This window comes from Lentzea albidocapillata subsp. violacea (assembly GCF_900100275.1).
GTDB classification, from domain to species: Bacteria; Actinomycetota; Actinomycetes; order Mycobacteriales; family Pseudonocardiaceae; genus Lentzea; species Lentzea violacea.
The window spans coordinates 1-15,354 of record NZ_FNET01000035.1 but is presented as its reverse complement, the minus strand read 5'-3'; the positions used below and the strand labels follow the sequence as shown (position 1 = coordinate 15,354).

The 15,354-nt window shown below is 64.3% G+C and carries 9 protein-coding genes and 1 pseudogene; 8 read left to right on the top strand and 2 right to left on the bottom strand.

The window, feature by feature from the left end; all coding sequences use genetic code 11:
* Nucleotides 1-113: 113 nt before the first annotated feature.
* The 5 genes from BLR21_RS39470 (at nucleotide 114) to BLR21_RS39450 (ending at nucleotide 7,444) form a co-directional block, all read left to right on the top strand.
* Nucleotides 114-449: a hypothetical protein gene (locus BLR21_RS39470; protein WP_090015017.1), complete on the top strand. Its 336-nt coding sequence runs from the start codon at nucleotides 114-116 to the stop codon at nucleotides 447-449.
* Complete coding sequence (locus BLR21_RS39465; RefSeq protein WP_090015015.1) at nucleotides 446-1,606, top strand: hypothetical protein; 1,161 nt, start codon at nucleotides 446-448, stop codon at nucleotides 1,604-1,606. The genes BLR21_RS39470 and BLR21_RS39465 overlap by 4 nt, the downstream gene beginning before the upstream one ends.
* 6 nt (nucleotides 1,607-1,612) lie before the next feature.
* Nucleotides 1,613-4,033 carry a DEAD/DEAH box helicase gene (locus BLR21_RS39460; protein ID WP_218131109.1) on the top strand — a complete coding sequence of 807 codons (2,421 nt, stop codon included), beginning with the start codon at nucleotides 1,613-1,615 and terminating at the stop codon, nucleotides 4,031-4,033.
* Between the two features lie 87 nt (nucleotides 4,034-4,120).
* A complete protein-coding gene (locus tag BLR21_RS39455) occupies nucleotides 4,121-5,302 on the top strand; it encodes a tyrosine-type recombinase/integrase (RefSeq protein WP_090015012.1) in 1,182 nt (393 codons plus the stop codon).
* Nucleotides 5,303-5,965: 663 nt separating this feature from the next.
* Nucleotides 5,966-7,444, top strand: a complete 1,479-nt coding sequence (locus BLR21_RS39450; RefSeq protein ID WP_090015010.1) for a hypothetical protein — start codon at nucleotides 5,966-5,968, stop codon at nucleotides 7,442-7,444.
* Between the two features lie 49 nt (nucleotides 7,445-7,493).
* Here the strand turns inward: BLR21_RS39450 and BLR21_RS39445 are convergent, their stop codons facing one another.
* A complete protein-coding gene (locus tag BLR21_RS39445) occupies nucleotides 7,494-8,453 on the bottom strand; it encodes a hypothetical protein (RefSeq protein WP_143028094.1) in 960 nt (319 codons plus the stop codon).
* A 79-nt stretch (nucleotides 8,454-8,532) separates the two neighbouring features.
* Complete coding sequence (locus BLR21_RS39440; protein ID WP_090015006.1) at nucleotides 8,533-10,311, bottom strand: recombinase family protein; 1,779 nt, start codon at nucleotides 10,309-10,311, stop codon at nucleotides 8,533-8,535.
* A 711-nt stretch (nucleotides 10,312-11,022) separates the two neighbouring features.
* Here BLR21_RS39440 and BLR21_RS39435 point away from each other — a divergent pair.
* The 3 genes and pseudogenes from BLR21_RS39435 to BLR21_RS39425 form a co-directional block, all read left to right on the top strand.
* Complete coding sequence (locus BLR21_RS39435; protein WP_090015004.1) at nucleotides 11,023-11,991, top strand: AAA family ATPase; 969 nt, start codon at nucleotides 11,023-11,025, stop codon at nucleotides 11,989-11,991.
* Nucleotides 11,984-14,530, top strand: a complete 2,547-nt coding sequence (locus tag BLR21_RS39430) for a S8 family peptidase (RefSeq protein ID WP_218131108.1) — start codon at nucleotides 11,984-11,986, stop codon at nucleotides 14,528-14,530. Before BLR21_RS39435 ends, BLR21_RS39430 begins: the two co-directional genes overlap by 8 nt.
* Nucleotides 14,531-14,649: 119 nt before the next feature.
* A pseudogene (locus tag BLR21_RS39425) lies at nucleotides 14,650-15,354 on the top strand (TRM11 family methyltransferase); the annotation flags it as partial.

Sequence of the window (15,354 nt, the reverse complement as noted above, 5' to 3'; positions counted from 1 at the left end):
CCGGGACAACCCATCGATGACGCATGTCGACCTCAAGCACAAGATCGTTACGCTCCGTAGTACAACGGTGTGACTAGCCTGACCATTTGACTACGACCGCGAGGGGAGAGTTCGTGAAGAGACCGAGCGGCCGATGGCGGATCGTGAAGATGACGAACTGGGACCAGGACGCCGTCGACCTCACCGAGCCAGGGTTCATCAAATTCGCCAGGAACAGCACCGGCGAGTTCGGCTTCGTCGCCATCCGTGGCTGGATGGACTGCCGGTGGACCGAGCGCGACGGCCGCCCCTTCGTCGAGTTCAGCTGGGAAGGCCACGACGAGGGCGACCAGGTCAGCGGACGCGGCTGGGCCGCACTGGCGGAGAACGGCTCCCTGACCGGACACCTGTTCATTCACCTGGGCGACGACTCGGGCTTCCACGCCGCACCATTCGAGGATCGACGTTGAGCGAATACCAGTACTACGAGTTCATTGCCATCGACCAGCCCCTCGACGCACAAGCGCAGGCCGAGGTGCGCTCGCTTTCCACCCGCGCGCGAATCACCGCGACAAGCTTTGTCAACGAGTACCACTGGGGCGACTTCCGCGGCGATCCAAGCCGACTGATGGAGCGCCACTACGACGCGCATCTCCACCTGGCCAACTGGGGCACCCGGCGGATCATGCTCCGCCTGCCCTGCGGCCTGCTCGACCTGGAAGTCGCCGAGCAGTACTGCGTCAGCGACCAGGTCACGGCCTGGACCGCCGGCCAGCACCTCGTCCTCAGCATGACCAGCGAGGACGAGTCCGGCGACTGGGACTACGACCCCGAGGTGTCCCTGTCGTCCATCGTCGGCATCCGCGACGAGCTCGCTGGCGGCGATCACCGGGCGCTCTACCTGGCCTGGTTGGCCGGCTACGGCACCTGGGAGGACGACGAAGATGCTTTCGACCAGGACGAGAACGAGGAACTCGAACCGCTGGTGCCTCCTGGCCTGCGGACGCTCACCGCGTCACAACACGCGCTGGCTGGTTTCCTCCGCCTCGACGACGACCTGCTCGCGGTGGCAGCCGAGGCAAGCCCATCGCTCCCCGATCGTGCCGAAGATCCCGAGCAGCTCGCGAACTGGCTGGCGGATCTGCCCACCGGCGAGAAGGACCGGCTACTGCTGTACGTCGCCCAAGGACGTGCCGCAACCGCGCGAACCGAAATACTGCGCCGATTCCGCAGCGTCATCGCCCCGGCTGTCGCCGCACCCGGCCGCCGGACCGTGGCCGATCTCCTGGACAGCGCCTGGCGCAGGCGTGCCGACCGGCAGCGCAAGGAAGCCGCACAACACGCCGAGGAGGAAGCCCGCCGAGAACACGCACGGAACCTTGTTCGCCAGAAGCGACTGGACGACCTGTCCCACGACGAAGAAGCCGCCTGGGCAAAGGTCGAGGTGCTGATCGCCACCCGAAAGCCCGCCGAGTACGACGCCGCCGTAGCGTTACTCAGCGATCTCCAGGCCTTGGCCGAACGCGACGACCGGTTCGACACCTTCACCCTGCGCAGCATGGCATTGCGCCACGCCCATGCACGCAAACCCAGCCTCATCGACCGCCTCGACCGGGCCAGGATCTGATCGGTCGTGGATGACGATCTCTGGTCAGCAGAGGCAGCGGGCCTCGCAGAGGAACTCGAGAGCCTGCGCGCTCTCACCGCACAACTGCAGTCGGAGAACGCGCGCTTGTTGCGGTTGCTGGAGCTGACGCAGAAACAGGCGGCGCCACCCGGCCCCGCTCAGACCGGTTTCTTCGAAGCACCTCCCGGCCCTGTCTACCGACAGTCAGCACCGGAGACGAAGGTGGACTTCTTCGCCGCCCTGTTCGCCGCCCGGACCGACATCTATGCCACCCGGTGGGAGAACACGCGTACCGGCAAGGCTGGATGGCTGCCGGCGGTGCGTGGCGGCTGGCGCAAAGGAGTTCGACACGAGGACCGCGACTACCTTCCGCTCGACAAAGGGGTTATGCGCGACCATCTGACCGGTGCCGCGCATGTCGGGCTGTATCCGCTGCTGGACAGTGATCTGTGCTGGTGGCTGGCGGCCGACTTCGACGGGCAAGCGGCGATGCTGGACGCCCTGGCGTATCTGAAGGCCGCCCGGACATGGTCAGTGCCAGCAGCACTGGAAGTGTCACGTTCCGGCGTCGGAGCACATGCGTGGGTGTTCTTCGCCGCTCCCATACCCGCCGAGACCGCCCGCCGGCTCGGTACCGCCCTGCTGCGGGAGGCGATGGCGGTACGCGGCCGCATGGACTTGGCCAGCTACGACCGATTGTTCCCTTCACAAGACGTACTACCGGCAGGCGGCGTAGGAAACCTGATCGCCGCGCCCCTGCACGGCAAGGCCCGCCAGGACGGAGCAACGGTGTTCCTCGACCTGGCCACGATGGAACCTCACGAAGACCAATGGGCGTTCCTTTCATCGCTCGGACGGATGAGCCCAGCCGAGGTCAGCCGGGTCGCTCGCCGCGCCGGTCAAGTCACCGTCGGCGCGAGCATCGACCAGCTCAATGCGCCCGTCTCGACGAGGATCCTGGTCGCCGCGTCCCCGATCGTGCACGCCCGGCTCAGCTCTGCGATCCGTGTGGAGTCGGACGAGCTGACCCCTGCGTTGCACGCGACGCTGAAACACGCGGCGTCGATGACGAACCCGCTGTTCTATGAGCGTCAGCGCCTGCGAATGTCCACATGGGATACCCCGCGGTTCCTGCGCAGCTACGACGAAACGCTGGATGGCGGACTTATCGTGCCGCGGGGCCTGGCGGACACGGTGGCATCGCTGGTCGAGCAGGCAGGCAGCCGTCTGGAGGTGACCGACGAACGGCCAGCCGGAGAGACGCAGGAGTTCACGTTCACCGCCACGCTGACCTCCGCACAGCAAAAGGCCGTGAACGCCCTCCACGAACATGATCTCGGTGTGCTGGTCGCGCCACCTGGAGCCGGCAAGACCGTCATCGCATGCGCACTGATCGCAACCCATGCAACGTCCACGCTCGTGCTCGTCGACCGCAAAGCCCTCGCCGACCAATGGCGTACGCGCATCGGCGACCTGCTGGGTGTCAAGGCCGGCCAACTCGGCGGCGGTCGCAGAAAGACCCGCGGCGTCGTCGACGTCGCGATGCTGCAGACGCTGGCCAGGAAAACCGACCTCGAGCAGCTCACCAGCGGCTACGGACTGGTGGTCGTGGACGAGTGCCACCACGTCCCCGCAGCGGCGTTCGAACACGCCATCAAACAAATCCCGGTACGCCGCTGGCTCGGGCTGACCGCCACCCCATACCGCCGCGACAAGCTCGACGACCTGATCGCACTGCAACTCGGCCCAGTCCGCCACACCATCGCACAAGCCACTCCCACCACCAACGACAACGCGCCCCAACTCGAGTTCGACAACGCTGCACAGCCGCCGACGCCCGTGCTTCACGTGCACGACACCGCGTTCCGCTACCTCGGTGACGCCGACCCCACGAAACCTGGCGGAATGGCAGCCATCTACCGCGAACTCGTCGCCGACCAAGCCCGGACAATCCAGGTTGTCGACGACGTGACCGCGGCACTGAAACGCGGCAGACACTGTCTGGTACTCACCCAGTGGACCACCCACGTCGAGAACCTGGCCAACGAGTTCCGCGAGCAGTCTCTCAACCCGGTCGTACTGCACGGCGGCATGAGCACCAAGACCCGCAGGGACGCCCTCGCCCGGCTGCAAACGTCCGCAGACGGACCGCCACTTCTCGTCGTCGCCACAGGACCATTCGTCGGTGAGGGATTCGACTGCCCCGTCCTGGACACGCTGTTTCTGGCCGCGCCCATCGCGTTCAAAGGCCGCCTGGTCCAGTACGTGGGACGCGTTCTGCGCGCGCACCCAGGCAAAACCACTGCAGAAGTCCACGACTACCACGACATCAACACCGGCGTCCTGGCTTCCTCACTGTCTAAACGCGCACCCGGTTACATCAGCCTCGGCTTCCCTGACCCCCGCCGATCGAAATCAGCCTACTAACGTGCAACCAGCCGAGTTGCGATCATGAACACCACGGCGCATCACATCTCTGTCCACAACCGACAGCCACTCCCCAAGGAGGAGATCATGGCCTGGACAGAGAAGATCGGCCCGCGCTCATGGCGAGTCCGCTACCTGCGCGGCGATGGCGGATACGGCTCCATCTCCGGGTTCGAGACCAAGACCGCCGCCGACGCCTACGCCACCCAGATCGAAGCCGACCAGCGACGCGGCACCTGGCTCGACCCCAAAGCGGGATTCATCACCACCGCCGAGTGGGCCGACCTGTGGGCCGACACACTCGACGTCGAGATCCGCACCGAGGAGAACTACCTCGGCCGGATCCGCAACTACATCCAGCCACGGTGGGGCACCATCCGCCTCGGCGCCATCACTCCACTCGCGGTCACCTTGTGGGCCAAGCAACTGCGTCGCCGCTACGCCACTTCCACAGTCGGCGGCATCCTGACCGTGTTCTCCATGATGCTCGACGACGCCGTTGACGAACGCCTCATCCCAGCCAACCCCGTACGGCGCCGATCCCGCCGCGGCCGTCGCCGCGACAACGAACCCATGCCAGCCGAACGGATCTGGGCCACACCGGAACAGGTCGTCTGGATCGCAGACCAGGCAGCCCTGCTCAGCAACAGCCACGACTACTGGCTGCTGACCATCGCCACCGGCTGGACCGGCGCCCGCTGGGGCGAGATGACCGGACTACGCCGCGCCAACACCCACCTCGACGACGGCTGCATCGTCATCGACCCGGACACAGGATGCCTGCACGAATCCGTACACCGCATGTGGCTCGGATCGCCCAAGACACCGGCGTCCGCACGCACCATCACCCTGCCACCGTTCCTGATCACCTTGCTGCGCCAGTACTTGGAGTCCCACGACCACGAGTTCGTGTTCACGACACCACGCAACTGTTGGCTTCGACGCAGCGATTTCGGCCGCCGGGTCTTCCGCCCCGCGATCGATGGCAACCTGCACCGCGCGAACGCCGCCGTCCGCACCTACCCGGTCAAGCCAGGCTTGACGTTCCACGGCCTGCGCCACAGCCACAAGACCTGGATGATCGCCGACGGCATCCCAGAGATCGCCCAGGCACGCCGGCTCGGCCACCGGCTGGACAACCGCATCGTCGAGGCCTACAGCCACGTCGCTCCGGAGGTCGAGCGACGCCTCATGCGATCCCTGGAACGCCGCTGGCACAAGGCACGCGCAACCACCAACCCGGCTCTGCCACCCGCTGACGCAGCATGACCACCACCGCGCTGCAGTGGTGGGAAACGCAGCTGAATCGGGCAAAATGATCTCCGCGCGATCGGCCACCCCAGCGGACATCCGCATCGAGATCATCATCGGCCCAGGTCGCCGATCACCGGCCGACTCGGCGGCAAGATCAGGTCTCCAGATTTCTCCAGCAGGACCAACTGAACCGGCGCGGAAACGATCATCAAGCGATCACTGGTGATCAATCACAGAAACGAAAGAACCCCTCTGAGCTGCGTGAACATCGCAACTCAGAGGGGTTCTCCGGAGAATGGAGCTGAGGGGACTCGAACCCCTGACCCTCACACTGCCAGGGGGCAAAACGCTCCGACCTGCGACAATGCGGAACCTGCTGGTCATCGTGTTCCGTTCGGTGCCGTTGAACGCAGTCCAGGACCGTTCGAACGACATCAACTCTCCAGTTTTCTCCGGCTTCCCTGAGTGTGAGAGTCCCGCTACATCCGGCCAAGGCAAACGTCGTGCCACACCGATCGTTCGACCACGGCCTCAGGGATCTCGTGCCTACCCCGGTAGCACCGAACTGGGCGCGCCGAAGCACCGAACACGAGGTGGCTCAGTACGGCGGCACCCTTACCTTGCGTGTCGTGACGCGGGGGCCGAAATTGTCGGTGGCCCGTGAGACGCTGCCATATTGTGAAGCAGGCTGACCTCCATGTAGGGAACGAGTACGCCTACCCGACGTACAAGCCGTACGACGCCGCACCTACCGCCGCCCGTGTCCGCGTGGTCTCCGTCGACGGACGCGGCCAGGTGACAGTGCGGGTGGTAGATCCAGGCGCGAAGCCTCCTAAAAACGCGTGGGGAGCCCGCCTGGTCAAGCGCAACGCGCAGCAGCAGGTCGCCACGCGCGACATCGCATGCCCGTGGGAAGAATGGCCCGAGCGCGCCGCATCCATCGGCGCCGAACTGGAAGCACGCGTCGCGACGCAGCGATCGTGGTACGACGACCTCGAACAGAGCCGTGCCGACCGCGTGATCGTTGATGCCGGGCGTGTCCTGCCCGAGGAGTACGACGACGAGCACACGAGAGCGGACACGGAGGCTGAACAGCGTGGCGCGCTCAGCACGGCCTACATCAAGGCACGCGGACTCGGCGAATACGCGACTCTCGATGAACTGAGGCCGCTGCTGGTGGATCTACCGGTCCCGGTTCTGCGGGACATCCTCGCTTCCGACACACACCGACGGTCTGGAACACCTGGCACCGTCGCGTCGGTCTTCACGCGGTCGGCGGAGCTCCTCGAAGTCGCTCGTGTCGCGTCGATGGATCGGCACCGCAACGCGGGCGCTGAGATCCCTCAGCCTCGCAGCTTGCTCGGGGAACACGAGGTGGCGTTCGTCAACGCGATCCTCGAGGGCATCGCGGCCTCTGGTGGTGAGCTTCTGCTGCCTCCGGTGCCGGCCTTGCCGGATTGGGTTGACGAGGATGAGCGCTCCATCGCGTCGTTGTTCGGCTGGCTCAGGGTGGCAATGGGAGACACCAACGGCGAGATGCTGCACTCACCGGGGTGCACGGTGGTTCGCTCGCGTCCCGTACTTCTCACGGAGCACGTGCCGTGGTGGCTGGTGATGCTCGAGAGCCCCCGGAAGCTGTGCAGTAAATGCGATGGCCCCGCGGTGCGCGACCTTGTTCCGATGGCCGGCTTTGTCGCCGCCGTAGACGTGTGGCATGCCCGCGGAGGCGACCGGATCGAACAATGGCAGCAGGCTACCTTCCAACGTCTGATCGCGGCGACCATGGCCGCCCGCGCTCAAGCGCTGGAACCAGACATCACTCTCGCCTGGCGGATCACCGCAGCGCTGGCGGAAGACCCACCTGGCCACGATGGCTGGGCAGCGTATGCCCTGATGGCAGTGACGGACTGGAACCGGCTCAACGAGGCGGTTGAGAGGCTGACACCCGTTCAGCTGGAGGCGGCACGTGTGCTCGCACGTGAGCGACTGACCACGCTCGAGACGGCGCTGCCATCGTCGCAGCGGTTGTTGCCATTGCCTCGGTCGGTCGACGTCCAGGTACTGCGCGAGCGGTACAGGGATCTCAAGCAACGTCTCAAAGACACAGTGCCGCAACTGGATCGGCTCTTGTTCACCCTTCCCGGCGCAGACAGCTAACTGCCCGACCTCACCGACCCACCATCGCATGGAGGCGACTGCGAGTCGATCAGTTGTAGCGTTCGCGCTCTTCCCAAGAGGCGTAGCGATCCAAATCCTCGCGTAGCTCCTTGTGGAAGTCAGCGCGCAGGTTCGCCAGTGTTGGCGCCGGGCCAGAGGCCGCAGACCTCAGCAGGGTCGATAGGGGCCAGGTGAGAACCTGTCCGCGCCAGCCGCAGTAGATCGCCACCGCGTCAAACCGGAAGGTGTCGAACCGGTCGAGCAGTACGTAACCGAGCAGTTGCCGCAGCCATGCGGCTACATCGTCGTCGGTGGGTTCGATGGCGAGCTTGACGTCGACCAACGTCCGACCGATCACCAAGTCGACCACGCCGTACCCGTTGGCCATCTCTGGTGCGACGATCACCTTGTCGCCCAACGCGAGCAGGCCTTGTCGGCCGCGGTCGAGGTAGACAGCCCAGCAGCGGTGGAACGCGTTGAGGATTTCGGCGTTGCCATATAAGTCCGCCTCTTGCAGCAGCGCGCTCGCGAACAGCGAACGGCGCTCGTCAACCGTGCGCTTGGTTCCCCAGCGGTGCATGGGCTGACTGAACGAGTCAAGGAGCAAACAGGCTGACAACGAAGCCAGCTGGCTCTCATCCACATCTATCGGGTGGTGAGTACGTGTCCAACGCTGCAGCACGGGGTCTGTGGTTCCGTTCGTATGCAGCTTGCCGATCGGCGCGTGCTCGAACCCCGCCGCCGCGAGCAACGCGGCACAGCGGTCGATCGGGAGATAGGACAGTTCCTGTAGCCGCGGAGGTGCATCAGCCAGATCGAGTCCGATGCGAAGTTCTAGCGCCCACCCGATACTGTCGCGTCCGCCTGCCGGCGTGGAAGCGCCGTCTCGGCTCGCGGAGGCCAGTTCCGTGGTCCATGCCTCGACCACAGGGTCGCGGTGGGGCAGATGCTCATCCAAAAACCGTGACAGCGGCGTTCCTCGCCTTTTGGCCTGCTCCTGAATGCCCACGACGACACTCCCCCTCATGATCACTCCAGCCGGTGTTCACAGTGCCGGTAAAGGCGCGGAGTGTCCATGCAGCCTTCGGTCAGGCGAGTGTCGGGATCTGAATGCTGATGGTCGCTTGACCGTTGTAGTCGTGCAGATGAACTGTGAGCTGGATGGCCTCGAACAGTCGCCGAAGCAAGGGCGCCGGCGCCCGCACAAGGCAGTCACGAAGCCCCGCCAGACGCTCGATCACCACCGAGACATCCTGCTCTCGCAAGGACTCCTGACCGGCGACAGACTCAAACGACGCGATCTCGGCGGCCGTAGCCGTTTTCTGGGACTCCAGGTCGTTGTAACTGGTACGGAGCGCGGCCGTGAAGGGATCATCGGGCGCGCAGTTGCGGGCTTGATGAAGCAGGTTGTGCTGTTGCCGCTCCAGTGTTGCCATACGACGTCGCCACCATTCCTGTTGCGTCACAACGCCGCACGACGTGTTCTGATCACTCTCGCCGCCGGCAGCTTGCAGCATCGTCGCGAGCTCCGGAACGAACACCTGCTCGGCAAGCAACGAAGCGGCCGCCCGCAGGATCGCCTCCTCCCGGATGTACACCGCTTCGTTCCCTGGCGGATGTAGGCCCTTTCGTCCGCGGTTGTTGTCGCGGGGCCAGCAGGTGTAGTAGACGAGTCCACGTTTCTGGTTGCCGTGCATCCTCCTTCCGCAATTGCAGAAGACCATGCCCTTGAGGGCGTACGCACGTTTGGTCTGTGGCTGGGCCTGCAGGGTGGCTTCGGACCGTGTGCCGCGGTTGGACTGTCTGGATGCAGTGATCTCGTCGAACATCCACTTTGGAATGAGAGGCTCGTGCGCGGGTTCGTGCGACCACACCCAGTGGCTCGGAGGGTTGACCTTCCCGCGCTTGGAGCGCGTCGCGCGTCGGTTGAATACCTGGTATCCGGCGTACTTTGGGTTGCACAAGACTCCGCTGACGCTGGATTTGCTCCACAAACCGCGGGCACGTGCCTTGCCCGGAGGCTCGGGCGGTGGGTAGGAAGCCAGGTCTGCGTTGAGCCGCTCGGCGATGACTCCATAGCCGAGACCCTCGTAGTACCGCCACGATGCGATCTGCGTGACTGTCGCCGCTCGCACGCCGTCCGGCTCGAGCCTCGTCTTGGTGAGCCCCTTCTCCGCCTTTGCGGGGTTGGGATGGCGGTACGTCTTACCCTTGTAGCCGTACGGCGGTTTGCCGATGTTCCAGCCTTCGCGGACGTGCGTACACAGCCCGCCCCAGGACAGCTCCAGGGTGTTGAGTACTTCGTATTCGGCCACCGCCTGGTTGATCCGACGTTGCAGAACCTGTTGGGCCCGGCTGCCGTCGAGCTTGATCGGCTCGTTCCAGGCGAACAAGGGCACACCGCCCTTGTCCAATGCACGTTCAACCGACAGGCCCTCGTACATGCGCCGTGCCACTCGTGAGGTGGACTCACAGATCACCACATCAAAACGTCGGCTGGAGTGCTGCGCCTCGTCAAGGAGATCAGCCATGCCTCCATCACGAGCGATCGGGATATCGAACCGGTCGTAGCCGGTGCCGTGTCCTCGTTGGTCGAGCTCCATACGGCCGGACTCGACGTCGTAGAAGTGACAGACGATCACCCACGCGTCGGGAACAGCCCCACGGCAGCGTTCGAGCTGCCGTATGAGCGATTGCCGCGGATCTTGCCGTTCGTGGGTGGATGTTCTACCCAGCCAGGCGACTCGAACTTCGCCGTACAGCAAGGAAACCGGCATCCCGAACGGCGACACCGCGAGGTCCGACAAGCCAGTGGTCCGTACGGCAGCGCCGTACGGTGTGGCCGCAGAGTCGAACGACGTTGTCATGCCCGCCGCTCCGTAACCGCGTCGGTGTGTACCTCTTGCGCTGACCAGCGGAGCAGCTCGCGCACTACTGCCGTGAGTTCCAGACGCCGGCGCTCACCGTCTATCCCGCCGATCCGGCTTACCTGGCTGGCAAAGAGGTAGCGGCCGCCATTGCGAGTGCCCTCCCACTGGTATGACCAACTCGGCCCAGGATTCTCGACGCCAACGCAGCCCTCATGATGAGGGCCAGGCGCGGTGTCGTAGATCAATTCCAGCTGTGTGCCTAAGTGCTCATCCATGTGCATCCGTACGTTCCTGCTCGCAACTTCACCGGATGCCAACAGATCTGACTAGATCTCTGACGCACAGCGAAACCTGACAAGGTGACACTCAACGATGTCGTAAACAGCGGCTGTCATTGAGGAACGCCGACCCGCCGGCCAGCTCACAGATGACCATCGCCCGGTCAGGGTGAACACGGCAGCCAGGCGCGAAACTACCTCAGGAGCCTGCTTTCCCCGGCACTCCCAAGGCTGTGCCACTCGATCGGGGGATGCATTGCCGTCAGGACCGACGGACGATCCACCCATCAGTCAAGAACCCCGACGACACTGCCAGCCGATCGAGTCGCGTCTGACCAGCGCGGTTGGTGAAACGATCTCGGCTCAAGAGTCGACTCTGCAGGTGAACCGTTACTCTGGCCATGAGGTCGAGACGAGGAGAAGAGGAGCCGTGGCAGCGTCAGGCGAACACATCAAGGCTTTGGTGCGTAGCCACGCTGCTGGAGACGACGAAGCCTTCTACGCCGTGGCGTTGCAGGTCGCCGCCAAGGCAGCGCGACAAGGACACAACGTGCTGGCCGGCGACCTGAAGCAGCTGATCGAGACAGGCCGGCGTCAGCCCGTGGTGGACAAGGTCACCGCGATCGCTCGCCCTCGCGGAGATCTCGCCGATCTACTGACCGCTGACTTCCCGGATGTGACGCTCCGTGACCTGATCGGTCCGTCGACGTTGAAGGACGCGGTTGCTCGGGTGCTGCATGAGCAGCGGCAGCGGCAAGCTCTACTCAAGCATGGGTACACACCTATACATCGGTTGTTGCTGGAGGGACCGCCTGGGACCGGCAAGACGATGACCGCGGGCGTTCTTGCACATGAGCTGTCGTTGCCGCTGTTGACCGTTCGGCTGGACAGTTTGCTGAGCAAATTCATGGGTGAGACGGCCAGCAAGCTCCGAACCGTGTTCGATGCAGCGGCGACGCAACGCGCTGTGTACCTGTTCGACGAGTTCGACGCACTCGGTGGCCATCGAGGTGGGAACGATGTGGGAGAAGCCCGCCGGATCGTCAACGCTTTCCTGATCTTCCTCGAGCAGGTCAGCACAGAGAGCATCGTGGTCGCTGCCACGAACCACCGATCGATCCTCGACCACGCCCTATTCCGACGGTTCGACGTGGTGATCAAGTACAGCCTGCCGGACGCTGAACACGCTGTCGAGGTCATGAAGGCCCGCCTCGGCCCGCTTGGCCGCGGGATTCGCTGGGCGCAGGTCGGTTCGCATACAACCGAGCTGAGCCACGCTGAGCTGGTCAAGGCGGCGGAATCAGCCGCAAAGCAGGCCATCTTGCGCGACGCAGAGCGCGTCACAGCGATGGATGTGATTGCCGCTCTCGACGCGCGCCGGGCGGGAAGTAGTGAGTGAACCCACCTCAGCATCGCTGACGCACCTCGCCGTTCTTAATCGCGCCGAAGACCGAGACTTTCATCGCCGTGGCGGTGGTGACCCGCGGATTCGCGACGTAGAGCGTCGGACTCATGGCGGCAAACTGCGTGGTGACCTGCAAAGCTCGTTCACCCAAGCAGAGGCGGACCGCTCGGACGTTGAGGACGAACTCACGCTCGAAGAGCTGAAGGCACTGGGCGTGATCTTGGTGCTGGATGCTGGAGATCAAGCGTTCCCGCTGAAGCTCGACTCGCTCGAACGTATGTCGCCCCAACGCAAAACACCTAAACGACCGCAGTGGCTGCTGCTGTCCGTCACGCCATCTGCCGCAGGCCAACCAGAAAGCGCCGTCGTCTGGGTCAGCGACGAGTATCGCGTAAAATTCCTGCAGCTCTTCGAAGACTTCCTCAATCGCCAGTCACCGACAGGAAACCCTCGCAATCGGGAACTCGTCGCCAACATCGGTCGTATCCGGCGAGCGGTGCTCCGGGATTTGTGGCAGTCGGCCGGCGAACCTCCCGCTCAGGGGTTGGCATGGTGGGAGTTGTGGCTCACTCCTTCTGATTCCGGTCTAGAACTGCTGCGTGCATACGCCGACACAACAGGTCTGCGTGTTTCGTCGCGACGTGTGGAGTTCGCTGATCGAACCGTTGTATGGATTGAGGCACGGTGGGACGATCTACAGGTTCTACCGTTCACCGCGATTCCACTCGCTGAGGTCCGACGTCCCGAGTTCGTCGACACGATCGAGGACCTTTCGCTTGACGATCAGAACGAATTGACCACAGATCTCGTCGACCGCACCACCGTCGCCGCAGTCGAGGCCGCTGCCGTCGTCTGTCATTTGGACAGCGGCGTACGCCGATCTCATGTCCTGCTCTCGGCCTCTCTTGCCCCGGCGGACGTGCACTCCGTCGTCGACAGCGCCGGCACTGACCGTTTGGGCCATGGGACTTTGATGGCTGGGCTCGCCCTCTACGGACCGCTCGACGACGTTCTCGTCAGCACCAAGCCTGTTGTGCTCACACACCGGCTGGAGTCCGTCAAGATTCTTCCCGAGGCCCCAGCCGTGAACGATCCTCTCGCCTACGGTCTGGTCACCGCCCAAGCCGCCGCTGCCGCCGAGGCGTCCGCAGCAGACCGCCGACGAGTGTTCTGCATGCCGATCACTTCGCCGCCAGAGGCCCGCTTCGGGGAGCCTTCCCTGTGGTCAGCATCGATCGACGCTCTCGCCGTTGGCACCGATATTGGACAGTCAGACGGCGGAATCAGCCTTCTCGGCCAACCTGATCCCGCGGCAGCTCGCTTGTTCCTGATCTCAGCCGGCAACGTCAACGGATGGGAGTCGGGCATCGACTACCGCGATGTCTGTGACGCTGCTGGCATCCAGGATCCCGCACAGGCATGGAACGCCTTGGTCGTTGGCGCCCACACCGATCTCACCTCAATCCCGTCCGATCCGAACTTCACGCATTGGACACCGCTCGCAGCTACTGGAGATCTCTCTCCGCATAGCAGGACGTCGCTGCTGTTCGGAACCCGTCCGTGGCCGCTCAAGCCCGACATCTGCATGGAGGGTGGCAACGTCCTCACGGACGGCGTGGACTTCCACGACAAGCACCCTTTGCTCACCGTGAGGACCACATCACACAGGGACGACCTCGCTCTGACGTCGGCCAACGCCACCAGTGCGGCAACCGCCCAGGCGTCCCGACTCGCCGCTAAAGCAATGGCGGCGTACCCCACTTACTGGCCGGAAACCATCCGCGGTCTACTCGTCCACGCCGCCGAGTGGACCCCGGCGATGAAAGCCGAGATCGACAACAACACCGGCAAGACCGCACGGCAAGCCATGCTGCGTCGCTACGGCTGGGGCGTGCCTACCGAGGAAGCGGTCCTAACCTCCAGCCGCAATGCGGTCACCCTCGTCACCCAGGACGAGTTCGTTCCTTTCGATGGCCCGACGCATCGTGCCCGCAGCTTCCGGCTGCACCGTCTTCCGTGGCCGACCGAAACGCTTCGCGACCTCGCCGATACACAGATCCAGCTTCGAATCACGTTGTCCTACTTCATCGAACCCGCCGCGTCCCGGAGGGGATGGCGACGCCGTTACGCCTACGCCTCTCACGGTCTGCGCTTCGAACTTAGATCACCGCTTGAGCAGCGTGTGGACGACTTCCTCGCCCGCGTGAACCACGACGCACATGACGAGGAGACCGGTTCACGACCGCCTAGCGGATCAGATCGCTGGCTCGTGGGCAACAATCAACGCAATCTCGGCTCACTGCACCACGACATGTGGGATGGAGCTGGTGCCGAGCTGGCCGACTGTGACCTCATCGCCGTGTATCCGGTCGGCGGATGGTGGAAGAACAACAAGCGGGCAGACCGCGCCAACCTTCCCCTCCGCTACAGCCTCATCGTCTCTCTGCGTACCCCAGACCAAGAAATCGATCTATATACCCCCATCGCTACCGCACTGAGGGTGCCGATCGCCGTCGAGATCGACGAACGCTAACCCTGGTCCTTAGGCCGACTCCGCCAAATCGTGAAGGTGTAAAGAGCCAAACATCGGACAAGGCAGAAGACACTCACGATCGCTCTTCAGCGACACGAGTGATGGCAGAGCTCATGCGGCTAGGTGTCGAGTACGAACCGCACTGGGTGCAGGTCGCAGAGACCAACCTAGAGCTCGCCCGCAACGCCGGTGTGCAGACCGAGGGGCACGTATTCGGCGGCGATGCCCGGCACCTGTCGTCGGTGCTGCCGCAGCGCTATCTCGGACAAGCCGCACTCGTCGTGACGTCGCCCCCGTACGGGCCGTCCACCCACGGCCAGGTCGTTACCGGAGCCGGCGGCGTGCACAAGTACCACCACCTCTACGGCAACACTCTCGACCGCGGCAACCTCGCCAACATCGGCCACCACCGCCTGCTCGCCGGGTTCACCCGCATCCTCACCGGCTGTGCCACCTACCTTCGCCCAGGCGGCCACATCGCCATCACCATCCGGCCCTGGCGCGAACACGCCGAACTGATCGACCTGCCCTCCCAGATCCTCGCCTGCGGCGAACACGCCGGACTCATCCCGGTCGAACGCTGTGTCGCCCTGCTCGCCCGCGTCGCCGACCACGACCTCGTCCCCCGCGGCAGCTTCTTCCAACGCGACTTCATCGCCAAACAACGTCGCGCCGGCCTGCCGCTGCATCTCATCAGCCACGAGGACGTGCTGGTGTTCCGGACGCCGCTGAACTCCTTGAGTTCACGAAAACTGAAGCAACTTCAGCGGGAACCCAAGTGGTCATCGGCCTCATTGTCGGGGTTGGACACTGGGGTTCGCAAC

What these genes read in the sequence shown, in the direction of transcription:
- BLR21_RS39440 (WP_090015006.1), bottom strand. Translation starts at nt 10,311, where the DNA reads ATGACAACGTCGTTCGACTCTGCGGCCACACCGTACGGCGCTGCCGTA.
- BLR21_RS39455 (WP_090015012.1), top strand. Translation starts at nt 4,121, where the DNA reads ATGGCCTGGACAGAGAAGATCGGCCCGCGCTCATGGCGAGTCCGCTAC.